The 22,921-nt window shown below is 67.6% G+C and carries 24 protein-coding genes; 19 read left to right on the top strand and 5 right to left on the bottom strand.

Annotation, left to right across the window (positions count from 1 at the left end; all coding sequences use genetic code 11):
- Positions 1–18 precede the first annotated feature (18 nt).
- The 16 genes from G315_RS0103915 to G315_RS0103840 all read left to right on the top strand — a co-directional run bounded on the left by G315_RS0103915 (position 19) and on the right by G315_RS0103840 (position 15,425).
- A complete protein-coding gene (locus G315_RS0103915; RefSeq protein ID WP_019611976.1) occupies positions 19–1,185 on the top strand; it encodes a LysM peptidoglycan-binding domain-containing protein in 1,167 nt (388 codons plus the stop codon).
- Positions 1,186–1,206: 21 nt separating this feature from the next.
- On the top strand, positions 1,207–2,346 hold the full coding sequence (dprA, locus tag G315_RS0103910; RefSeq protein WP_019611975.1) for a DNA-processing protein DprA: 1,140 nt from the start codon (positions 1,207–1,209) through the stop codon (positions 2,344–2,346).
- Positions 2,343–2,828, top strand: a complete 486-nt coding sequence (locus tag G315_RS0103905) for a DUF494 family protein (protein WP_018144651.1) — start codon at positions 2,343–2,345, stop codon at positions 2,826–2,828. The genes dprA and G315_RS0103905 overlap by 4 nt, the downstream gene beginning before the upstream one ends.
- A gap of 139 nt (positions 2,829–2,967) precedes the next feature.
- Entirely contained in the window at positions 2,968–5,526 is a 2,559-nt protein-coding gene (locus G315_RS0103900) for a DNA topoisomerase I (RefSeq protein WP_018176248.1), read from the top strand.
- Complete coding sequence (locus G315_RS0103895) at positions 5,513–6,118, top strand: L-threonylcarbamoyladenylate synthase (RefSeq protein ID WP_019611974.1); 606 nt, start codon at positions 5,513–5,515, stop codon at positions 6,116–6,118. The genes G315_RS0103900 and G315_RS0103895 overlap by 14 nt, the downstream gene beginning before the upstream one ends.
- A 16-nt stretch (positions 6,119–6,134) precedes the next feature.
- Entirely contained in the window at positions 6,135–7,064 is a 930-nt protein-coding gene (gene hemF, locus G315_RS0103890) for an oxygen-dependent coproporphyrinogen oxidase (protein ID WP_019611973.1), read from the top strand.
- Between the two features lie 23 nt (positions 7,065–7,087).
- A complete protein-coding gene (gene hemB, locus G315_RS0103885; protein WP_026338818.1) occupies positions 7,088–8,104 on the top strand; it encodes a porphobilinogen synthase in 1,017 nt (338 codons plus the stop codon).
- Positions 8,101–8,949: a shikimate dehydrogenase gene (gene aroE, locus G315_RS0103880; protein ID WP_019611971.1), complete on the top strand. Its 849-nt coding sequence runs from the start codon at positions 8,101–8,103 to the stop codon at positions 8,947–8,949. The genes hemB and aroE overlap by 4 nt, the downstream gene beginning before the upstream one ends.
- Before the next feature lie 102 nt (positions 8,950–9,051).
- The gene (locus tag G315_RS0103875) at positions 9,052–9,714 is read left to right on the top strand and encodes an OmpA family protein (protein ID WP_018650581.1); all 663 of its coding nucleotides are present in this window, start codon (positions 9,052–9,054) and stop codon (positions 9,712–9,714) included.
- A gap of 192 nt (positions 9,715–9,906) precedes the next feature.
- On the top strand, positions 9,907–10,347 hold the full coding sequence (gene aroQ / locus G315_RS0103870; protein WP_018176254.1) for a type II 3-dehydroquinate dehydratase: 441 nt from the start codon (positions 9,907–9,909) through the stop codon (positions 10,345–10,347).
- A 9-nt stretch (positions 10,348–10,356) separates the two neighbouring features.
- Positions 10,357–10,812: an acetyl-CoA carboxylase biotin carboxyl carrier protein gene (accB, locus tag G315_RS0103865; RefSeq protein WP_019563328.1), complete on the top strand. Its 456-nt coding sequence runs from the start codon at positions 10,357–10,359 to the stop codon at positions 10,810–10,812.
- A gap of 51 nt (positions 10,813–10,863) precedes the next feature.
- On the top strand, positions 10,864–12,210 hold the full coding sequence (gene accC / locus G315_RS0103860) for an acetyl-CoA carboxylase biotin carboxylase subunit (RefSeq protein ID WP_018938912.1): 1,347 nt from the start codon (positions 10,864–10,866) through the stop codon (positions 12,208–12,210).
- 31 nt (positions 12,211–12,241) lie between these two features.
- On the top strand, positions 12,242–13,123 hold the full coding sequence (gene prmA / locus G315_RS0103855) for a 50S ribosomal protein L11 methyltransferase (RefSeq protein ID WP_019611970.1): 882 nt from the start codon (positions 12,242–12,244) through the stop codon (positions 13,121–13,123).
- A 228-nt stretch (positions 13,124–13,351) separates the two neighbouring features.
- The gene (locus tag G315_RS0103850) at positions 13,352–13,999 is read left to right on the top strand and encodes a DUF3426 domain-containing protein (protein WP_018951817.1); all 648 of its coding nucleotides are present in this window, start codon (positions 13,352–13,354) and stop codon (positions 13,997–13,999) included.
- Positions 14,000–14,109: 110 nt separating this feature from the next.
- A complete protein-coding gene (gene dusB, locus G315_RS0103845; RefSeq protein WP_019611969.1) occupies positions 14,110–15,102 on the top strand; it encodes a tRNA dihydrouridine synthase DusB in 993 nt (330 codons plus the stop codon).
- A complete protein-coding gene (locus tag G315_RS0103840) occupies positions 15,099–15,425 on the top strand; it encodes a helix-turn-helix domain-containing protein (protein ID WP_018144664.1) in 327 nt (108 codons plus the stop codon). Before dusB ends, G315_RS0103840 begins: the two co-directional genes overlap by 4 nt.
- 56 nt (positions 15,426–15,481) lie before the next feature.
- Here G315_RS0103840 and G315_RS0103835 read toward each other — a convergent pair whose 3' ends face one another.
- Positions 15,482–16,243 carry an inositol monophosphatase family protein gene (locus G315_RS0103835; protein ID WP_018176257.1) on the bottom strand — a complete coding sequence of 254 codons (762 nt, stop codon included), beginning with the start codon at positions 16,241–16,243 and terminating at the stop codon, positions 15,482–15,484.
- Between the two features lie 161 nt (positions 16,244–16,404).
- Between G315_RS0103835 and G315_RS0103830 the strand changes: the two genes are divergently transcribed.
- Complete coding sequence (locus tag G315_RS0103830) at positions 16,405–16,722, top strand: DUF2322 family protein (RefSeq protein ID WP_018938908.1); 318 nt, start codon at positions 16,405–16,407, stop codon at positions 16,720–16,722.
- 18 nt (positions 16,723–16,740) lie between these two features.
- On the opposite strand, the gene G315_RS0103825 is transcribed toward G315_RS0103830, so the two are convergent.
- The 3 genes from G315_RS0103825 to G315_RS0103815 are packed head-to-tail and all read right to left on the bottom strand — an operon-like array spanning position 16,741 to position 18,259.
- Positions 16,741–17,325 carry a histidine phosphatase family protein gene (locus tag G315_RS0103825; protein ID WP_019611968.1) on the bottom strand — a complete coding sequence of 195 codons (585 nt, stop codon included), beginning with the start codon at positions 17,323–17,325 and terminating at the stop codon, positions 16,741–16,743.
- On the bottom strand, positions 17,322–17,879 hold the full coding sequence (ampD, locus tag G315_RS0103820) for a 1,6-anhydro-N-acetylmuramyl-L-alanine amidase AmpD (protein WP_018951821.1): 558 nt from the start codon (positions 17,877–17,879) through the stop codon (positions 17,322–17,324). The genes G315_RS0103825 and ampD overlap by 4 nt, the downstream gene beginning before the upstream one ends.
- Complete coding sequence (locus tag G315_RS0103815; protein ID WP_019611967.1) at positions 17,876–18,259, bottom strand: thioredoxin family protein; 384 nt, start codon at positions 18,257–18,259, stop codon at positions 17,876–17,878. The genes ampD and G315_RS0103815 overlap by 4 nt, the downstream gene beginning before the upstream one ends.
- Positions 18,260–18,345: 86 nt before the next feature.
- Here G315_RS0103815 and G315_RS0103810 point away from each other — a divergent pair, with 86 nt between their 5' ends.
- Together G315_RS0103810 and G315_RS0103805 are read left to right on the top strand one after the other, a co-directional pair.
- Positions 18,346–20,397, top strand: coding sequence for a UvrD-helicase domain-containing protein (locus G315_RS0103810; protein ID WP_019611966.1), 2,052 nt, complete (start codon positions 18,346–18,348; stop codon positions 20,395–20,397).
- 2 nt (positions 20,398–20,399) lie between these two features.
- On the top strand, positions 20,400–21,194 hold the full coding sequence (locus G315_RS0103805; RefSeq protein WP_019611965.1) for an endonuclease/exonuclease/phosphatase family protein: 795 nt from the start codon (positions 20,400–20,402) through the stop codon (positions 21,192–21,194).
- Here G315_RS0103805 and G315_RS0103800 read toward each other — a convergent pair.
- Complete coding sequence (locus G315_RS0103800) at positions 21,157–22,884, bottom strand: potassium/proton antiporter (protein ID WP_026330508.1); 1,728 nt, start codon at positions 22,882–22,884, stop codon at positions 21,157–21,159. The genes G315_RS0103805 and G315_RS0103800 overlap by 38 nt on opposite strands.
- Between the last annotated feature and the right edge of the window lie 37 nt (positions 22,885–22,921).

Raw genomic sequence — 22,921 nt, 5'->3', positions numbered from 1 at the left:
CTGACAGGGGACACTAAAATGTACAAGACCAGGGCCACCACGACCTTCGTTCTGCCGGGCATTCTCTTCAGTGTAACGCTGTTGCTGAGCGCCTGCGCGGCCACGCCAGAGAATGGCAGCGCCGAAACGGCTGTATCCGACACCAGCGAAACGCAAGCTGCCGCCCGCGAGTCGCGCAACGCACTGGAACGACGCAGCTCCGCCGAGGCCGAGGCCGAGCCGGAGATCCGCGAATCCGCGCCGGAACGCTACGTCGTCAAGAAGGGCGACACGCTCTGGGATATCTCCGCGATGTTCCTGCAGGACCCCTGGTACTGGCCGGAGATCTGGCTGGTCAACCCCGAGATCGAGAACCCCCACCTGATCTATCCGGGTGACGTGCTAAGCATTCATTACGTGGATGGCCAGCCGCACATCATGGTCGACGGCGGCCCGCGCGTGCGCCCGACCCATCGCCTGTCGCCCGAGGCCCGGGTGGTGGAGCGCGACGAGGACATCTCCCCCATCTCCACCCTGCAGTCGTTCATGTTCCGGCCGCAGGTGCTGGACGAAGAGACCCTGGAGAACGCGCCGTATGTCCTCGCCTCGCAGGACGAGCGCGTGATCTTCGGCCCCGGCGACCGCGTCTACGTGCGCAACGCCGAAGACACCGAACAGTACGAGCTCTACCACATCGTGCGCCACGACGGCATGCTGATCGACCCGGATACCGGCGAGGAGCTGGGCGTCGCGACCCTGCCGGTGGGCGAGGCGGAGATCATCGAGCCGGGCAACGTCGCCCGCGCCGATATCCGCAAGGGCGAACGCGAGGCCATCCGTGGCGACCGCCTGGTGCCGTATGCCGAAGAGCAGGACCGGCTGTTCGACATTGGCCGCGCGCCGGCCGGCGCCGAGGGCACGATCATCTCGCTGTTCGACGCCATCAGCCAGATCGGCCAGTTGCAGGCCGCCATCATCAACCGCGGCGAGCGCGACGGCATCGAGAACGGTCACGTCTTTGCGGCCTTCACCGCCGGACGCGAGGTGCGCGACCCGATCAGTGATCGCGCCAACGACGTGGTCACCCTGCCGGAAGAAGAAGTCGGCACCGTAATGGTCTTCCAGACCTTCGAGAAGGTCTCCTACGTGCTGGTAACCGAGGCCGAACGCACCCTGCGCGAGGGTGACAAGGTTCGCGCCCCCTGACCGGACTTGCGGCCCGGCTTCATGCGTGATGCCGAATCGGCGGCCGCTCCGCACCAGGACTGGCTACGCCTGATCAACACCCCCGGCCTCGGCCCGCGGCGCATGCTGCAACTGGTCGAGGCCTTCGGCACTCCGGGCAACGCCCTCGACGCCCCCACCGCCGAATGGCAGCGCGCGGGCATCGACCTCAAGCTGGACGATGCCGCGCGCCAGGCCCGCGACAAAGGGGCCGAAGCCGACCGGGCCTGGCTCGATGCCGATCCCCGGCATCACCTCCTGTGCCTCGACGACCCCGCCTATCCGCCCCTGCTGGCCGAGCTCCCCGACCCACCGCCAGTGCTGTACCTGAACGGCAACCCGGAACTGCTGCGCGCCCCGCAAGTGGGGATCGTCGGCAGCCGCGAGGCGACCCCGCAGGGCGAGCGCCTGGCCAGCGAATTCGCGCGCGAGCTGGCCACGGCCGGGCTCACGGTCACCAGCGGCCTGGCGCGCGGCATCGACGGCGCGGCCCACGAGGGCGCCCTGGCCGCACCCGGCGGGCGCACCATCGCGGTGGTCGCCACCGGGCCCGACCGCATCTACCCCGCCCAGCATCGCCGGCTCGCCCATCGCATCGCGGACCATGGCCTGGTCGTCTCGTTATGGCCCACCGATACCCGGCCACTGGCGCGGAACTTCCCGCAGCGCAACCGGGTGATCAGCGGGCTTTCGCTGGCCACCCTGGTCGTCGAGGCGGCCCTGAAGAGCGGTTCGCTGATCACCGCGCGGCTGGCCGCCGAGCAGGGGCGCCAGGTCTATGCGGTCCCGGGCTCGGTACTCAGCCCCGCCAGCCGGGGCTGCCACCAACTGATCCGCGACGGCGCCCAACTGGTGGAGTCGGCCGACGAGATCCTCGACGACCTCGCGGACTGGCTAGGCGTGCCGCCCAACGCCCCAGTTGTTCCGGCGGAACCCACCAGCGAACCGCTGGACCCGGAGCAGGAACGCGTGCTGAACGCGATGGGTTTCGACCCGGTCCCACTGGAAACCCTGCGCGAGCGCACCAAATTGACCATCGAACAGCTTTCATCCATGCTGGTTTTGCTTGAACTCCATGGCCGCGTGGCCGCCCTCGACCACGGGCGCTTCCAGCGCCTCGACGCAGGATCCCCCGAATCATGAACGAGAACGTGCTGGATGTGCTCATGTATCTCTTTGAGCACACCATCGACGAGGAATCCGACGAGGAGCCGGACCGCTCGGAACTGGAGCGCCACCTGGTGGAGGCCGGTTTCGCCCGGCGCGAGATCGATCGCGCCCTCGGCTGGCTGGACCGCCTGATGAGCGAGGCCCCGTTGGCAGGCCGCGGCGGGGACGGTGCCGCCCAGCGGATCTACGCCCCCGAGGAGCGCAAGCGCCTGGACACCGAGTCTCACGGCTTCCTGCTGCACCTGGAGCAGAACGGCCTGCTGACGGCCGGCACCCGCGAGCTGGTGCTGGATCGCGTCATGGAGCTGGATGCCGAGGAGATCGACCTCGACCAGCTGCGCTGGGTGGTGTTGATGGTGCTGTTCAACCAGCCCGACGACGCGATCGCCTATTCCCGCCTGGAAGAGGTGATGCGCGACGACTCGGGCCCCAGTGCCGTGGATTATCTGCACTGACCACCGTCTTTCGATGGTTACGCGGTAGCCACAGGCGTTTTCCTCATCTAGTCTTTAGCGCCCGTGAACCCGGTTGCATGCCTGCAACCGCCACCGCCCCGACACGGAACCCGCTGCCACGGAGACGGTCCCGAGCCACATGAGCAAGCACCTCGTCATTGTAGAGTCCCCCGCCAAGGGCAAGACCATCGAGAAGTACCTGGGTCCCGACTACCAGGTCCTCGCCTCGTATGGCCACGTACGCGATCTCGTACCCAAGGAGGGCGCGGTGGATCCGGAAGACGGCTTCCGGATGAAGTACGACATCATCGAGCGCAGCGAGAAACAGATCGAGGCGATCGCCAAGGCGCTGAAGAAGTCCGACGACCTGATCCTCGCGACTGACCCCGACCGTGAAGGCGAGGCGATCTCCTGGCACCTCCACGAGGTCCTGCGCGAACGCGGCCTGCTGGAAAACCGCGACGTGCACCGGGTGGTGTTCCACGAGATCACCAAGAAGGCGATCCAGGAAGCGATCGAGCACCCGCGCGACCTGGCCCAGCCGCTGATCGACGCCCAGCAGGCGCGCCGCGCGCTGGACTACCTGGTCGGCTTCAACCTCTCGCCGCTGTTGTGGCGCAAGATCAAGCGCGGCCTGTCCGCCGGGCGCGTGCAGAGCCCGGCCCTGCGCATGATTGCCGAGCGCGAGAACGAGATCGAGGCCTTCGTCGCACGCGAGTACTGGACGCTCGACGCCCTGACCGAACGCCAGGGCCAGTCATTCACCGCGCGCCTGACCCACCTGGACGGCAACAAGCTGGACCAGTTCGACCTCAACAGCACCGAGCTGGCGCACGACGCCCAGAAACGCCTGACCGACGCCGCCAGCGGCGAGCTCCGGGTCGCCAAGGTCGAGAAGAAGCAGCGCCGCCGCAACCCGGCCGCGCCGTTCACCACCTCGACCCTGCAGCAGGAGGCCTCGCGCAAGCTCGGCTTCACCGCCAGCCGCACCATGCGCACCGCCCAGCAGCTCTACGAGGGAATCGACCTCGGCTCCGGCGCGATCGGCCTGATCACCTACATGCGTACCGACTCGGTGGCCCTGGCCGGCGAGGCGATCGGCGAAATCCGCGGTCTGATCGAGGAGCGCTACGGGGCCAACAATGTCCCCGACAGCCCGCGCCAGTACAAGACCAAGTCCAAGAACGCGCAGGAGGCCCACGAGGCCATCCGCCCGACCTCCGTGCGCCACGTGCCGAACGAGATACGCGATCGCCTGAGCAGCGACCAGGCACGCCTGTACGACCTGATCTGGAAGCGCACCGTCGCCTGCCAGATGATCCACGCGACCTTCGACACCGTCGCTGCTGACCTGGTCCCGGGCGAGACCCAGCACCAGTTCCGCGCTACCGGCTCCACCCTGGTCGACCCCGGCTTCATCGCGGTCTACCAGGAGGGCCGCGACGACACGCAGGACGACGACGAGGACAAGCGCCTGCCGGAAATGGCCGAGGGCGACAGCGTCAAACTGAACGAAGTCACCGCCGACCAGCACTTCACCGAGCCGCCGCCTCGCTACACCGAGGCCAGCCTGGTGAAGACGCTGGAGGAATACGGTATCGGCCGCCCCTCCACCTACGCCAGCATCATCTCCACCCTGCAGTCGCGCGAGTACGTGGAGATGGATGGCAAGCGCTTCATCCCGACCGACACCGGCCGGATCGTGAACAGCTTCCTGACCCAGCACTTCGACCGCTACGTGGACTATGACTTCACCGCGAAGCTGGAAGACGAGCTGGATGCCATCTCGCGCGGCGAGAAGGACTGGGTCCCGGTGCTGGAAGCGTTCTGGGGCGACTTCCGCGACCGGGTGAAGGAAAAAGAAGAGAACGTGACCCGCGCCGAGGCAGTGCAATCGCGCGAGCTGGGCCCCGACCCGCAAAGCGGGCGCCCGGTCAGCGTACGCCTGGGCCGGTTCGGACCGATCGTGCAGATCGGCACCAAGGACGACGAGGAGAAGCCGCGCTTCGCCGGCCTGCTGCCCGGGCAGAAGATGGACAAGGTCACCCTCGAGGAGGCGCTGGAGCTGTTCAAGCTGCCGCGCGATCTCGGCGAGACCCCCGAGGGCGAACCGGTGATGGTCAACATCGGCCGCTTTGGCCCGTACGTGAAGTACGGCTCCAAGTACGCGTCGCTGGGCCCGGACGACGATGTCTGGAGCATCGAGCTGCCACGCGCGCTGGAGGTCGTCGCCGAGAAGAAGAAAAAGGACGCCGAACGCTTCATCAAGAGCTTCGACGCGGAAGGCATCCAGGTCCTGAACGGGCGCTACGGCCCCTACGTGACCGACGGCAACAAGAACGCCAAGATCCCGAAAGAGACCGACCCCAAGTCCCTGACGCTGGAACAGTGTCAGGAACTGATCGCCGCCGCCCCGGAACGCAAGGGCCGCGGACGCAAGGGGGCGACCAAGTCCACGGGCAAGACCGCTGCCAAGTCCTCTAGCAAGACCGAGGGCAAGACCGCCAGCAAGACGTCGGCCAAGTCGACATCCGCGAAAAAACCGGCGACCAAGAAGAAGGCCACCGCCAGCAAGACGGGCGCGAAGAAGACCACCGCCAAGAAGACCCCGGCGAAGAAGTCGTCTACTGCGAAGTCCGCCGGCGCTGGCGACAACCGCCTGAGTGCCGAGCCCTCCGGCGATCGTGGATCGGAATAACGCCCCGCTGCTGACCGCCGAGATCGATCCCGTCGCGCACCACGTGCGCGACGGCGGGGTGATCGCCTACCCCACCGAGGCGGTCTTCGGCCTTGGCTGCCGCCCGGACGCGCCGGAGGCCATCGAACGCATCCTGACACTGAAGGGTCGACCGGCGGCCAAGGGGCTGATCGTGGTCAGCGACCGGCTCGACCGCCTTGCCCCCTGGCTGGCCCCGCTGCCCGCCGACCGCCAGGCCGAGATCGACGCGAGCTGGCCCGGCCCCACAACCTGGCTGCTACCCGTAACCCCTGACTGCCCCATCCTACTGCGTGGCGAACACGACAGCCTGGCCGTGCGCGTAACCGCCCATCCAGCCGCACGTGCGCTGTGCGCCGCCGTCGACAGCGCGCTGGTCTCGACCAGCGCGAACCGCGCCGGCGCGGAGCCCTGCCGCACCTGGGATTGCGTTACCTCACAACTCGGGGCGGACATCGATGCGATCCTGCAGGCAGAATGTGGCGGGCGCGACGCCCCCAGCGCGATCCGCGACGCCCGCACCGGCGCCTGGCTCCGGGGTGGACCGGAACCCGACGCGAACACCGACCACTGATCAACCGGGACGCAGCATGAGCCAGGACAACGTCTCCATCGAGCGCGTAATCGACTACCTGCAGGGCCTGCAGGACCGCATCTGCCAGGGCCTCGAGGGCCTGGACGGCCGGGCCCGCTTCGAGGAGGACGCCTGGGAGCGCCCTGCCGGCGGCGGCGGGCGCACCCGCGTGCTGCGCGAGGGCGCGGTGTTCGAGCAGGCCGGGGTGAATTTCTCCCACGTGATGGGCGACAACCTCCCGGCCTCGGCCACCGCCCACCGTCCGGAGATGGCCGGGCGCTCGTTCCAGGCCACCGGCGTGTCCCTGGTGATCCACCCGCACAACCCCTTTGTTCCGACCTCGCACGCCAACGTGCGCTTCTTCATCGCCGAGAAGCCCGGCGAGGACCCCATCTGGTGGTTCGGCGGCGGCTTCGACCTGACGCCCTACTACGGCTTCGACGAGGACTGCATCCACTGGCACCGTACCGCCGAGGCCGCCTGCCGCCCGTTCGGCGAGCACCTCTACCCGGCGCACAAGAAGTGGTGCGACGAGTACTTCCACCTCAAGCACCGCGACGAACCGCGCGGCGTGGGCGGGCTGTTCTTCGACGACTTCAGCGAGGGCGGCTTCGAGCATGCCTTCGGCTACATGCAGAGCGTGGGCAACGCCTACCTCGACGCCTACGCCCCGATCGTCGAGCGCCGCTGCGCCAGCGACTTTGGCGAGCGCGAGCGCCAGTTCCAGCTCTACCGCCGCGGGCGCTATGTCGAGTTCAACCTGGTCTACGACCGCGGTACCCTGTTCGGCCTGCAGTCGGGCGGGCGCACCGAGTCGATCCTGATGTCGCTGCCGCCGCTGGTACGCTGGGAGTACAACTACCAGCCGGCGCCCGGCACGCCCGAGGCCGAACTGTACGAACGCTATCTGAAGCCGCGCGACTGGCTCGCCGAGACTGCCGGCTGACTCCAAACACGCAAGGACCTGGCATGACCGCACCGATCGCTCCCTATCCTTCCGGCCGCCCGCGCCGAATGCGCCGCGACGGCTTCTCCCGCCGCCTGATGCGCGAGCATCACCTGCGCGCGGACGACCTGATCCTGCCGGTGTTCGTCACCGAGGGCCAGGGCGTGCGCGAGGCGGTACCGTCGATGCCCGGCGTGGAACGCGTCTCCATCGACCAGCTGCTGGAAGAGGCGGCCGCCGCCGTGCGCCTGGGCATCCCGGCACTGGCGCTGTTTCCGGTGGTGCCGGGCGAGAAGAAGAGCCTGGACGCACAGGAGGCGTGGAACCCCGAGGGCCTCGCCCAGCGCGCGGTGCGCGCACTGAAGGCGGCGCACCCGGATCTCGGCGTGATCACCGACGTGGCCCTGGACCCGTTCACCACCCACGGTCAGGACGGCATCATCGACGACGACGGCTACGTGGTGAACGACATCACCACCGAGGCCCTGGTGAAACAGGCGCTGTCGCACGCAGCGGCCGGCGCCGACGTGGTCGCCCCCTCCGACATGATGGACGGGCGCATCGGCGCGATCCGCGGCGCCCTGGAGGACGGCGGGCACGTGCACACGCGCATCCTCGCCTACTCCGCGAAATACGCCTCCGCATTCTACGGCCCGTTCCGCGACGCGGTGGGCTCGGCCGGCAACCTCGGCAAGGGCGGCAAGGAGACCTACCAGATGGACCCGGCCAACGGCGACGAGGCCCTGCACGAGGTCGCGCTGGATCTCGCCGAGGGGGCCGACATGGTGATGGTCAAACCGGGCATGCCGTACCTCGACGTGGTGCGCCGCATCCGCGACGAATTCCGGCGCCCGACCTTCGTCTACCACGTCTCCGGCGAGTACGCGATGCTCAAGGCCGCCGCCGAGCGCGGCTGGCTGGACGAGCGCGCCTGCGTGCTGGAGGCCCTGACCGGCATGAAGCGCGCCGGGGCCGACGGCATCCTCACCTACTATGCGCGCACCGTGGCCGAATGGCTGGCGGAGGACGCGGCGCGATGAGCGAGCCGCGTCCGGATCGCTACGCGGTGGTGGGCAACCCCATTCACCACTCGCTGTCCCCGCGCATTCACACCCTGTTCGCCGAACAGACCGGGCAACACCTCGTGTACGAAGCCCGCCTGGGGACGCCGGGCCAGTTCGCCGAGGAGGTCAACGCCTGGTTCGCCGAGGGGCTCAAGGGCCTCAACGTGACCGTTCCATTCAAGGAGGAGGCCTTCGCCCTGGCCCGGGTGCTGAGCGACCGGGCGCGCCATGCCGGGGCAGTCAACACCCTGTGGCGGGACGGCGACCACCGCATCCACGGCGACAACACCGACGGCGTCGGATTCTGTCGCGATCTCGACCGCCTCGGCTTCGACGTGCGCAATCGCCAGGTCCTGATCCTGGGGGCCGGAGGCGCCACCCGCGGCCTGCTGCAGCCCCTGCTGGAAGGCGCACCAGAGGTGCTGATCATCGCCAACCGCACCGTGGCCCGCGCCGAGGGGCTGGTGGATGCCTTCCGGGATATCGCCCCGGCCACCCGGCTCTCCGCCTGCGGCCTGGACGCCCTGCCGCAGGGTCCGTTCGACCTGGTGGTCAACGCCACCGCCACCGGTCTCGGCGACGATGCACTGGCACTCCCCGAGCACCTCGTCCACGCGGACAGTCTGGCCTATGACCTGGTCTACGGCGCCGGTGCCAAGCGCTTCCTGGACTGGGCCGCCGGTGCGGGCTGTGTACGCGGCAGCGACGGCCTCGGCATGCTGGTGGAACAGGCGGCCGAGGCCTTCTCCATCTGGCGCGGGGTGCACCCCGAGACGGATCCCATTCTGCGTCAACTGCGTCACGAAATCGCTCCCGAATAGCCCACCCACAACCCGGGTTCATGGACGGTTCACGCGCCACAGCGCAAGCTGAACCTATTGCCCCGTATCCGCACGGGGCCAGCGAATACTGGGAGATTCATCATGCAACGCATTCTCGCCCTGGCCGTCACCAGCGCCCTGGTACTGGTGGTGGGCTGCACCACCACGGATCCGTACACCGGGGAAGAACGCGTCTCCCGAGCCACCATCGGGGCCGGCATCGGGGCCGCCACCGGTGCGGTACTCGGCAGCGTCACCAGCAGTCGCAACCGTACCCAGCGCGCCATGATTGGTGCCGGCATCGGGGCCCTGGCCGGTGGCGCCATCGGCAACTACATGGACCGCCAGGAGGACGCCCTGCGCGAACAGCTGCGCGGCACCGGCGTGAGCGTGACCCGCGATGGCGACAACATCATCCTCAACATGCCGAGCAACATCACCTTCGATTTCGATCGCAGCGAGATCAAGCCGCAGTTCCATGACGTCCTCGACTCGGTCGCACTGGTGCTGGAGGAGTTCGACCAGACCGGGATCGAGATCGCCGGGCACACCGACAGCACCGGCCGGGTGGAATACAACATGGACCTCTCCGAGCGCCGTGCCGAGAGCGTGGGTCAGGCCCTGATCCGCCGTGGCGTACAGCCGGTGCGGGTGCACACCATCGGCCTCGGGCCGCACCAGCCGGTCGCTACCAACGACACCGATGCGGGCCGCGAACAGAACCGCCGCGTCGAACTCACCCTGTTCCCGCTCACCGCCGACTAACCTGCACGTTCCGTGCCCGGCACCCCGGCGCTCGCCGGGGCGCCGGGCCGACCCCATTCTGGCGACGTCTCCAGCGCCTCGCGCTGGACACTCCTACCCTTCCTGCGGCAGAATCCCGATCATTCGCTGCATCGTGATTTTTCGGTGCAATCGCGTCCATTCTCGACAGGATCGCTACCGATTCCCCCTGCCATGGCGTCCATACTGCTGCTCAACGGCCCCAACCTGAACCTGCTGGGACAGCGGGAGCCGGAGCGCTACGGCGTACAGACCCTGGCGGACATCGAGACCGACCTTAAAGCCCGGGCGGAACAGGCCGGCGCGACCCTCGACTGCTTCCAGAGCAATCACGAAGGCGACCTGATCGACCGCATCCACGCCGCCGCCGGCGAGGGCGTGGAGCACATCCTGATCAATCCGGGCGGCCTGACCCACACCAGTGTCAGCCTGCGCGATGCCCTGCTGGGCGTCGCCATCCCGTTCTACGAGATCCATATCAGCAACATCCACGCCCGCGAGCCCTTCCGCCAGACCTCGCGCCTGAGCGATGTCGCCGCCGGCCTGGTCAGTGGCTTCGGCGTCATTGGCTACCGGCTGGCGCTGGATGCGGCGCTTGCAGCTATCAAGGACTAAGAGGCTTCCATGGACATTCGCAAGGTCAAGAAACTGATCGACCTGCTCGACGAGAGCGGCATCCACGAGATCGAGATCCACGAAGGCGAGGAGTCGGTGCGCATCACCCGCTCCGCCAGCGGGACGCCCATGGCCGCCGCCCCGGCCCCATTGCCCCCAGCGGCGCCCGCCGCCGCGGCGGCCCCGACCGCAGCCCCGGCGGGGACGACGGAGGCCGTACCGGAAATGGACGGTCATCGGGTCACCGCGCCCATGGTCGGCACCTTCTATCGGGCGCCGAGCCCGGGCTCCAAGCCGTTCGTCGAGGTCGGCCAGACAGTGGAGGCCGGCGAGACCCTCTGCATCATCGAGGCCATGAAGATGCTCAATCCGATCGAGGCCGACCAGAGCGGCACCATCCGCGACATTCTGGTCGAGAACGGCAACCCGGTGGAATACGGGCAGCCGCTGTTCATCATCGGATGAACCCATCCGTCGGGCGTCACATTCCCGGCTTCGCTGGAAACAGGTTCGAGCATGTTTGAGAAAATTCTGATCGCCAACCGCGGCGAGATCGCCCTGCGGGTCCTGCGTGCCTGCCGCGAAATGGGCATTGCCACCGTCGCCGCGCATTCCAGCGCCGACCGCGACCTGAAGCACGTTCGCCTGGCGGACGAGTCGGTCTGCATCGGCCCCGCGGCCTCGGGCGAGAGCTACCTGAACATCCCGGCGCTGATCGCGGCCGCCGAGGTCACCGACGCCGGCGCGATCCACCCGGGCTACGGCTTCCTGTCGGAAAACGCGGACTTCGCCGAACGCGTGGAGTCTTCGGGCTTCGCCTTTATCGGTCCGCGCGCCGAGACCATCCGTCTGATGGGCGACAAGGTCTCCGCCAAGCAGTCGATGCTGGAGGCCAACGTGCCCTGCGTCCCCGGCTCCGGCGGCGCCCTGGGCGACGACGCGGATACCAACCTGGCGCTGGCGCGCGAGATCGGTTACCCGGTCATCATCAAGGCCGCCGCCGGCGGGGGCGGGCGCGGCATGCGTGTGGTGCACACCGAGGGCGCGCTGCTGAACGCCATATCGCTGACCCGCAACGAGGCGCAGCAGGGGTTCGGCAATGACACCCTGTACATGGAGAAGTACCTGGAACACCCGCGCCACGTGGAGTTCCAGATCCTCGCCGACAGCCACGGCAACGCCGTGTGCCTGGGCGAACGTGACTGCTCCATGCAGCGACGCCACCAGAAGGTCATCGAGGAGGCACCGGCCCCGGGTATTACCGATGACCAGCGCCAGGCCATGGCCGAACGGCTGATCCGTGCCTGTCAGGAGATCGGCTACCGCGGCGCCGGGACCTTCGAGTTCCTGTACGAGAACGGCGGGTTCTATTTCATCGAGATGAACACCCGGCTGCAGGTCGAGCACACCGTCACCGAGCAGGTCACCGGCATCGATCTGGTGCGCGAACAGATCCGCATCGCCGCCGGGGAACCCCTGGGCTACACGCAGGACGACGTGCGCATCACCGGTCACGCGATCGAGTGCCGCATCAATGCGGAAGACCCCCGTACCTTCATGCCCAGCCCCGGGACCATCCAGCAATACCACGCGCCGGGCGGACCGGGCATCCGCATGGATACCCACATCTACAACGGCTATATGGTGCCGCCGTACTACGACTCCATGATCGGCAAGCTGATCGCCCACGGCAACAGCCGCGAGATCGCGCTGGCGCGCATGCGCGGCGCCCTGGGCGAGATCGTGGTGGACGGCATCCAGACCAACGTCGCGCTGCACCACGACCTGATGATCGACGCGAACTTCCAGCGCGGCGAGACCGATATCCACTATCTCGAGAAGAAGCTCAAGGCACAGGCCTGACCCTTCCCCCTCGCGCCACGAGCCTGATGCCATGAGCCTTGCCGAACTTGAATGCCAGATCAGCCCGGAACAAGCCGAGCCGCTGGAGGACACTTTGTTCGAACTGGGTGCCGTCAGCGTCGAGCTGTTCGACGCCGCAGACGAACCCCTCTTCGAGCCACCCCTGGGCACCCATCCCCTGTGGTCCACCGTGCGCCTGAAGGCGGTGTTCCCGGACACCACCCAGGCAGACCTCGCCGCCGCCGCGCTGGCGCGCCAGGCGCAGGCCCCGGAGGCGATCCAGGTCCAGGCGATCGAGGACCAGGACTGGGTCCGCGCCGGGCTGGACGGTCTTGGCGCCATCCATTGCGGCGGCACACTCTGGATTGTGCCCTCCTGGGAGGACGAACCGGCGATCGAGGAAGGCACCTTCGTGCGCCTGGACCCCGGTCTTGCCTTCGGGACCGGCAATCACCCGACCACCGCGATGTGCCTGGCCGCCCTGGCCCAGCAGCCACCGCGAGATCAAGAGGTCCTCGACTACGGCTGCGGCTCGGGCATCCTCGCGATCGCCGCCCTGAAGCTGGGCGCACGCCATGCACTGGGCATCGACATCGATGAACAGGCCGTGCAAGCCACCCGCAGCAATGCCGACTCCAACGCCATCCCGCCCGCACAGCTGGAGACGGGGCTGACCAATCACCCTGTGCCCGACGCGGCCTATGACCTGGTGCTGGCCAACATCCTCGCCAAGCCGCTGATCGATCTGGCACCGGAGTTGGCTCGGGCGGCGAAACCGGGCGCACGCATCCTGCTCGCCGGGCTGCTCGAACGCCAGGCAGACGAGGTCATCGCGGCCTACTCTGACACCTTCGATATCGGCGTCGAGGACTGTCGCGAAGGCTGGGCCCTGCTCGGCGGCCGCCGGCGCTAGGGAGACGCTGAGTCATGGACGCGCCCGGCCGAGTCGATCGCTCTCAACGGCAAGGCGCCGCAAGCACAGGATCGCCCGGCTGCAGCAACGCGCCGCAAGCCCATCAACAGGCCCCATCGGGCGAATCCTCGCGACACCTGACGCCCAGCCCGTAGGATGCTGGCCCGCTGCCCCCAATGCGGCGTCACCCACGCCCTCGCCCGCGGGGCCAAGCTCCGCCAGAGGCGAGTGCACTGCTCCAATTGCGATGCCGAGTTCGATCTGTTCCCGGCACTGGAGATCGGCGGCGCGGGCGAACGCGTGTTGGGCCAGGGGCTCCTCCCGGCACGCCAGGCGCCCCTCCACGCCATCGAGCGGGCCCCGGGCGCTGCAATACCCCTCAACATCGAACGCCACGCAAGCCCCCTGGGCTCGGCAGACACGATACGCCGGCGCTCCTGGCCGGGGGTCATGCTGGCTGCCGCCCTGATGCTGCTGCTGGGCGCGCAACTACTGGCAATCCCGCCCGTGGCACCGGACCAGAGCCCCCAGCTGGACCAGGCCCGGGCGCAAGTGTGCGGGGCCATCCCCTGCCCGACCTGGCACCCGCGGCGCGCCCCTGGCCAAGTCCGCACCTCGGCGCCCGATTTCTTCACCACCAGCGACGGCACTCTGCACCTGCAATTCGTGCTCGAGAGCCCGATCCGGCAGGCCTGGCCGATCCTCGATATTCGCCTGACCGACCAGCTTGGGACGCCCCATGGCACCCTCCGGCTGACCCCCGACGACTACACCGACACCCACGCACCGATGAATGCCCACTCCCCCCATTCCGTGCGTCTGGCCGTTGCCAGCCCTCATGGCCACATCACCGGCATCGAAATCCAGCCCCGGTAATTCCCGGGTCCAAGCTCGCGCGCATTCACATGGTTTCGCGATCGACCGCACCGGAAACCGCGCAGGTTAGCTGCTAGACTGGCCCGCTTGCTCCCGACCCGATAGCCCCGATGCAGCTCGGAACTCACCACTTCCCCGACCCTGTCGTGTTTCTGGCGCCGATGGCCGGGGTCAGCGACCGTCCGTTTCGGTTACTGGCCCGCCGCCTGGGGGCCAGCGCGGCGGTATCCGAGATGGTGACCTCCGACACCCGACTATGGACCAGCGACAAGAGCCGCCACCGCCTGGATCATCGCCACGAGCCGCGCCCGCGCATCGTACAGTTGCTGGGTAACGAACCCGAGGCGCTGGCCGAGGCTGCGCGCGAGAACGTGCGCCGCGGTGCCGACGTGATTGATCTGAACCTCGGCTGTCCGGCCAAGAAGGTCTGCAGCAAGGCCGCCGGATCGGCGCTACTGGGCGAGCCGGAACGGGTGCGCGAACTGCTCCAGGCGCTCACCACCGCGGTCACGGTCCCGGTGACCCTGAAGATGCGCCTGGGCCTCGACCGCGAACGGATCAACGGCGAGACCATCGCGGCCATTGCCGAGGACTGCGGCATAGCGATGCTGACCGTGCATGGCCGCACGCGGGCCGATGCCTATCGCGGAGAGACGGACTACGCCGCCATCGCGCGCATCGTCCGGGCCGTTTCCATCCCCGTGCTCGCCAATGGCGACATCACCGGCCCCGAAAAGGCCCTGCAGGTACTGGATACGACCCGTGCGGCGGGCGTGATGATCGGGCGTGCCGCCCAGGGCCAGCCCTGGCTCCCGGGCCAGATCCGGGCCGCGCTGGCGGGCGAACCGATACCGCCGGCACCCGGGCGCGCCGCCCGCCTGGCCCTGATCGAGGAGCACATTGGCGAACTGCACGCCCAATACGGCGAACCGCAGGGCGTGCGCATCGCGCGCAAGCACCTGGGCTGGTATCTTCAGGGCCTGGGTCTCGACGAGGCCCGCACCCGGGCGGCCCGGGCTGACCTTCTCGCCGCCCCCACGGCCAGCGAACAACTGTGGCGCCTTCGGGCCCACCTGACGGGAATCGCAAGCGAGGCTGCATGAGCATGAACATGCCACTCGAACAGGACCCTGAGGTCCACGAGACGCCGGTTGCAGGCGTCCTCCCGTCCGACTGTGTGCTGGCCGAGTCCGTGCGCCATGCACTGGACCAGTACTTCGAGACCCTGGATGGGCAGAGCAGCCACGATCTCTACGCGCTGGTGATGAACGAGGTGGAGCGCCCCCTCCTGGCCAGCGTGCTGGAGCGCTGCGGGGGCAACCAGAGCCGCGCGGCGGCCCTGCTCGGACTCAACCGCGCCACCCTGCGCAAGAAGCTGCGCACCCACGGACTGGTGGGAACCAACGGGAACGGCGCCGGAGAATAACCCCCGGCGCCGGCAACCCCATGCCGCCCCGATCGGGGCGCATGGGAAGGCGCTGACTAGCCCTTCCAGCCCAAGCGGGTCAGGGCCGTACGATGCAGTTCCGGGGTGGCCGCGGCCAGGACATTCGCGGTCTGCAGGTCCAGCTCGCCGCCAGAGAGGTTGGTGAACACGCCCCCCGCCTCGCGCACGATCACCGCCAGTGCGGCGATATCCAGGATATTCACGTCCGACTCGACGATCAGGTCGATGCTGCCGCGCGCCAGCAGGTGGTAGTGGTAGAAGTCGCCGTAGCCACGGGTGCGGTTCACCTCGGCCGTGATGCCGCCCAGTGCCTTCCAGCCTTCAGCATTCTGCGCCAGGGACTTGAGGTTACCGGTGGACAGGGAGGCCCGCCCCAGATCGGTGGTCTTCTCGACCGCGATCGGGTCGCCATTCAGGAACGCGCCCTGGCCCTTTTCCGCCCAGGCCCGCTCACCAAACTGGATGCCATTGGACAGCCCCAGGATCAGGTCGCCCTTGTACATCAGCGCGATCTGGGTGGAGAAGAACGGGTAGCGACGCACGAAGCTCTTGGTGCCGTCGATCGGGTCAATCAGCCAGACATAGTCGGAATCCATGTCCGACTGCCCGGTCTCCTCGCCGTAGAAACCGTGATCCGGGAAGTGCTCGCGGATCACCTGGCGGATCGCCTGTTCGCTCTCCACGTCGGCCCGGGTCACCGGGGTATCGTCGGGTTTGGTTTCGACGTCGACACCCGCCTCGTAATAGTGGCGGATTACCTTCTCGGCGGCATCGGCGGCGGCCTGGGCGGCCTCCATGAACGCGCTTCGCGACATGTTCGTGTCCCCTCGACAAAAGCCGCTATCTTAGCATGTGGCGCCTTCGTCGCTGACCCGGCGCGACCCTGCCGCCTTCGCGGGTTGGTTGTCGCCACCGGGTCATGCCCCGATAATGCCGCCATTATTTCGAGGAGCCCGACATGTCCAAGAAGCTGCCCGACGTCAGCAATATCGAACGCCTGGAATTGTTTGGCGAAGACTACAACCCCACCGCAACCATCGAAAACGTGGAAGGCCAGAGCCTGTCGCTGCAGATCTACTACCAGCTGGCGCTGGACTTCGGCGGCATCGGCCCCAAGGCGGCCAACTCGGGGCTGCTGATGTACGGCAGCCACGCCGATGACGCCCGCGCCAACCCCGGCAAGCACCCGAACATCGATCGTCTGATCGACGTGCTGAACAACGACTTCTACCTGTCGGTGAAGGCCGTCCCCAAACGCAGCAACCAGGCCGGGTAGACCGGAGCTGCGTCCGACTCAAACCCGGTTGGCGTGGATCAGGCGCCAGCCCCGGGTCGGGTGCCGGTGCAGGCGGGTTCGGCTGGCATAGTCGCATTCCAACTGGAACAGGCGGGCGTCCGGCACCCCCATCACCCAGCCCACCAGGGCGCGGATCACCCCGGCGTGTACGACCAGCAGCACGCGCTCGGCCTCCAGGGGCCGCAACGCCGCCTCGAAGCCGGTCTCCACCCGCCGCCGAAAGTCCGCCAGCGGCTCGGCCCCTGCCGGCCGCGCGTGGACTGGGTCGGCGTAGAAGGCGCGGTACTCCTCCGGCCGGTCACGCTGAAGCTCAACCCGGGTCCGCCCCTCCCAGTCGCCGAAGCCCACCTCGCGCAGATCCGGCGCCAGGGACAGCGGTAAATCCTGCCCGGCGGCGAAGCGTTCAGCGAAGGCGCGGCAACGCTGCATCGGCGAACTGACCACGTACTGCCAGCCGGCCTTGCCTTTCACCGCCTGCTCCATCTGGGCCCACCCGCGCGGGCTCAACGGATCGTCGCAGCCATGACCGCGATAGCGCTGACCGCCCTCCGGCTCCCCGTGGCGCAACAAATCCACGATCATGCCGTCACCGCCTGCAATTGCCGCCGCAGGCGCGTCCAGTCGAAGCAGGGCCCGGGGTCCGTCTTGCGCCCCGGCGCGATGTCGCTGTGCCCCACCAGCCCATCCGCGCCAATACCGGGGTAGCGTGCCCGGAGCCAGCCCACCAACCGCGCCAGTTCGGCGTACTGCGCCGGGGTGAACGGATCCTCGTCGGTCCCCTCGAGTTCGATCCCGATGGAGAAATCGTTGCAGCGCTCGCGTCCGCACCACTGCGACGCCCCTGCATGCCAGGCACGGCGGGAGAACGGCACGAACTGGGTAGCCCACCCGTCGCGGTTAATCAGCACATGGGCGGAGACATGCAACGCCGCGATCTCGGCAAAGTAGGGATGGGCCTGCGGATCCAGCCGGTTCTGGAAGAGCTCGGCGATATGCGGTCCGCCGAACTCGCCGGGCGGAAGACTGATCGCATGCACCACAATCAATTCCGGGTCCTGTCCCGGCGGGCGGGCATCCTGGTTCGGGCTTTCCACCACGCGCGCGGGCGGCCACCAGTCGATGTCGTTCGAGGTCATGGTGCCTCCTCGGGTGGGCGCGCGAGGCAGGCGGTCAGCGCCTCGCGCAGCAGGGGCAACCGGGGCGGGGCCTCCAGGCGACCGTGGTAGGCGCCCGCCTGGAACACGAACAGCGCCGGCAGATGGAAGACCTCGAATTCGCGCACCAGGGCGGTATCCGTCTCGGCGTCCACCACGAACAAGGCAGGCGCATCCGCGGCCGCCTGCCACTCCGCCAGGACCCGCCCCATCACCTTGCACGCGCCGCAGCCCTGGCGCGTGAACAGAATCACCGCCGAGCCCGGCACATCCATCAGGCGCTGATGAAAATCAAACTGGGTCAGACGCGGGAGCGGCCCGTCCGTCCCGGCCGCGGCTGCAGTGCCCGACACATCGGTCAATGGCTTACCCTCACCGTTACTGTCTTTATGAATGCTGGATCGTGGGTTAGTTTACGCGCCCCGCTGAGAAGGAATCGATCACCCCGGTGTCTGAACTGAATCCTCAACAACAGGCCGCCGTGACCACCACGGACCACCCACTGCTGGTGCTGGCCGGAGCGGGGTCGGGCAAGACGCGCGTGATCACCGAGAAGATCGCGCACTTGATCGAGCAGCGCGGGCTCGAGGCGCGCCGCATTGTTGCCATCACCTTCACCAACAAGGCGGCGCGCGAGATGCGCGAGCGCGTGCAGGGCCGCCTGGCGCGCGAGCAGGCACGCGGGCTTAGCGTCTCCACCTTTCATACCTTCGGGCTCAATTTCCTGCGCCGTGAACTGCAGGCGGCCGGGCTGCGTGCCGGCTTCTCGATCCTCGATCCGGGCGACTGCCGGCAGTTGCTGCGCGAGATCACCTACCGCGACGACACCGGCTCCGAGGTGGACGCACTGGTCGCGCACATCAGCCGCTGGAAGAACGACCTGATGACGCCGGCGGAGGCGCTGCACGAGGCGAGTCAGATGACCGATGCCCCGGAGGCCATCGCCGCCGCCAACCTCTACCCACGCTACGAGGACGCCCTGCGCGCCTACAACGCGGTGGACTTCGACGACCTCATCAAGCGCCCGGTGGACTGCCTGCGCGATGATCCGGAGCTGCGTAACCGCTGGCAGGACCGCATCCGCCACCTGCTGGTCGACGAGTACCAGGACACCAACTCCGCGCAGTACCAACTGGTGCGCCTGCTGGTTGGCGTCAGTGATGGACTGACGGTGGTGGGTGACGACGACCAGTCGATCTACGCCTGGCGCGGCGCGCGCCCGGAAAACCTCGTGCGCCTGCAGGACGATTTCCCGCGCCTGGAGGTGATCAAGCTGGAGCAGAACTACCGCTCCACCAACCGCATCCTGCACACCGCGAACGCGCTGATCGCGAACAACCCACACGTGTTCGAGAAGCGCTTGTGGAGCGCGCTGGGCGAGGGCGAAAAGATCGAGGTCATCGGCTGCTCCGACGCCGACACCGAGGCGGCGCGCGTGGTCTCCGAGCTGATGCGCCGGCGTTTCCGTCTCAACGCGGGCTGGGGGGATTTCGCGATCCTCTACCGCAGCAACCACCAGTCCAGGCTGTTCGAGAAGCTCCTGCGCGAGCAGGGTATCCCCTACCGCCTGAGCGGCGGCCAGTCGTTCTTCGAGAAGGCCGAGATCAAGGACCTGGTTGCCTACCTGCGCCTGCTCGCCAACCCGGACGACAACACCGCGTTCCTGCGCGTGGTCAACGTCCCGCGCCGCGAGATCGGGCCAGCCACCCTGGAAAAGCTCGGCCACTACGCCAACCAGCGCGGCACCTCCCTGCTGCAGGCCGCGCGCGGCGCCGGTCTTTCCGAATACATGGATGCCCGCGCCCAGGCCCGGCTGGAGCGCTTTACTGACTGGATTGACGGCTTTCAGCGCCGCGGCGCGGAAGAGTCCCCGGACGTCCTGCTACGCGCCCTGGTCGAGGACATCGACTACGAATCCTGGCTGTTGGAGAACAGCCCCAACCCGCGCGCAGCGACCCGGCGCATGGACAACGTGCGCGAATTCATCGACTGGGTCGGGCGCATGGGCGGAGCGAACACCACGGCCGAATACGGTGATGACGAGGCCGAGGACACCCGCAGCATGGGTCTTGCCGACATCGTCAATCGCATCAGCCTGATGGACATCCTCGACCGCAACCGGGATTCCCAGGACGGCAACGAGTCGGTACAGCTGCTGACCCTGCACACCGCCAAGGGCCTGGAGTTTCCGCATGTCTGCCTGGTCGGCTTCGAGGAGGAACTGCTGCCACACCGCGTCAGCGTCGAAGACGACTCCATCGAGGAGGAGCGCCGGCTGGCCTATGTCGGCCTGACCCGCGCCCAGCAAACCCTCCTGATCACCTACGCCCAAAGCCGAAGCCGCTACGGCGAAAGCATCGATTGCGAGCCCTCGCGCTTTCTCGACGAACTCCCCGGGGAGCATCTCGACTGGCCCGACGCCAAGCCGCCGGACCCCGAGACCCAGCAGCTCACCGCCCGCGCCCACCTCGCCGGCCTGAAGGCCATGCTCGAAAAATAGGGATGAGGCTCGTCAGCTGGAACTGCAACGGGGCGTTGCGCAACAAGCTCGATGCAATCAGCAGACTGGATGCCGATGTACTCGTCGTTCAGGAATGCGAGGATCCCGCTCACTCGACTCCGGCCTTCCACCAGTGGGCCGGCAATTACCTCTGGGCCGGCGAATCACGGCACAAAGGCATCGGAATATTTCCGCGAAATGGCCATTCGGTTCGTGCCCTGCACTGGTCCGGAAACTTTCAGCTGCCCGGGCTTTCCGGGACCAGCCCGGCCCTCGAATGGGCCACGAACGATCTGAAACTATTTCTGCCGTTCGTGCTGGACGAGAATCAGGTCTTCATCGCCGTCTGGACCAAGGGCAGCAACCAGCAGGCCTTTCGGTACATCGGACAATTCTGGAAATATCTCCAGATCCACCGCGAACAAATCCGTCAGCATCAGGCGGTCATCGTTGGCGACTTCAACAGCAACACGGTCTGGGATCGCCCCGACCAATGGTGGAATCACACCGACGTCGTGTCCGAACTCGAGGCAATCGGGCTGCGAAGCCTTTACCACCACCAGTTCGACGAATCACAGGGCGGCGAGTCCCAGGCCACGTTCTATCTCCAGCGAAACGCGAACAAGCCTTATCACATTGACTACGCCTTCGTACCCCACGACCAGCTGGCACAGTGCGCGATCGAAATTGGCTACCCGACCGATTACTGGCTGAAAGTCAGCGACCACATGCCCCTGCTTTTAACCTGGCAGGACATGATCACGAAGGCTTCAGCAGCTTCAGGCCGACGCGGGTGATACGGGCGCCGTCCATCTCGCGGATGACCAGGCGCATCGGTCCGAGATCGACGGCATCGCCGACGACCGGTTCGGCCTGGAGCTCGCGACGCAGATAGACCTCCAGGGTTTCACCCTGGCGTTCGGGCGGGACCGGGGCGCCATAGGCCATGCCGACTGCGCCGAGCTGGGCGTCGCCGTTGAGCGCAAATTCGCCGAACACGCTGCGCTCGGTGAGGCGCTCCGGCACCTCGTCCTTGGGCACGAACAGGCGGTCGAGGTCATGCAGATCCGCGGGCGTGACCATGATGTAGAGATGGTCGCCGGCGTGCAGATCCAGCAGCTCCAGGGTCTCCAGCAATTTGCCCTTGCGCAGATGCGCCACCACCCGTGCGCTGCCCGGCAAGCGGAAGTTCGACCAGGCCTCGCGCACCACCGGGGTGGTCTCCGCCAGACGGTAGCCGACCAGCTCCATCTCCTGCTGCCCCGGGATGTCGAGCTCGGTGCGCTGCACCCGCGCGGTGGTGGGGGGCAACTCCAGCCCCAGCCAGCGTGCCGAGGTGGCGACGGTCCAGCCCTGCACCAGTAGCGAGATCAGCACGACGAAGAACACCACGTGGAAGAAGTAGCCAGCCAGTTCCAGCCCGGCCAGCAAGGGGAACAGCGCGAGGATAATCGGCACCGCCCCGCGCAGACCGACCCAGGAGATGAACACCTGCTCGCGCCAGGGAAAGCGGAATGGGTAGAGGCAAATCCACACCGCCAGCGGCCGCGCGATCAGGATCAGCACGGCGGCGACCAGGCCGGCGTCCAGCGCCACCGGCGGGAGCTCGGACGGGGCGACGATCATGCCCAGCATCAGGAACATGCCGATCTGCGCCAGCGAGGCGATGCCGTCGTGGAAGCGCTTGATGTTCTGCGAGGCCTCCAGCGGTCGGTTGCCGAGCAGCAGCCCCGCCAGGTACACGGCGAGGAACCCGGAACCGCCGACCAGCCCGGTGAGCCCGAAGATGGCCAGTGCCCCGGCCATGGCAAACAGCGGATAAAGCCCGGCCGCCATCGGGACCCGGTTGATCAGCGCGAGCAGGGCAAAGCCGCCACCCACCCCGAGCAACGCGCCCAGGCCCATCTGCTGGATGAACTCGACCAGCACCACCAGGCCGAACTGCTGTTCCGGCAGCAGCAGCAGCTCGATCAGCACAATGGTCAGGAAGATCGCCATCGGGTCGTTGGAGCCGGACTCGATCTCGAGCGTGGCGCCGACACGGCTCTTCAGCTCCAGCCCGCGCGAGCGCAGCAGGGAGAACACCGCCGCAGCATCGGTGGACCCAACAATCGCCCCGAGCAGCAGCCCCTCCAGCCAGGACAGTCCCAGCCACCACACGGCGAACGCCCCGGTCAGCCCCGAGGTGACGATGACCCCGAGTGTGGCCAGCCCCAGCGCCGGCTTCAGCCCGATGCGGAAATTGCGCGCCGGTGTGCGCATCCCGCCGTCGAACAGGATGATCGCCAGCGCCGCCGAGCCGATCAGATAGGCAACGGTGATATTCTCGAACACCAGACCGCCCGGGCCTTCCGGGCCCAGCAGCATCCCGATGACCAGGAACACCAGCAACAGGGGCACACCCAGCCGCGAGGTGATCACGCTCGAAAGGATGCTCCCCAGCAGCACGATCGCGGCCAGGAAGATGATCTGGTTGGAGAGGTCCATGCGCCAATCATACCGGAACACCCCCGCATCCCGACGG

This window comes from Thioalkalivibrio sp. AKL7 (genome assembly GCF_000381705.1).
In the GTDB taxonomy this organism is placed as follows: Bacteria; Pseudomonadota; Gammaproteobacteria; order Ectothiorhodospirales; family Ectothiorhodospiraceae; genus Thioalkalivibrio; species Thioalkalivibrio versutus.
This window is presented reverse-complemented; position numbering and strand designations above follow the sequence as displayed.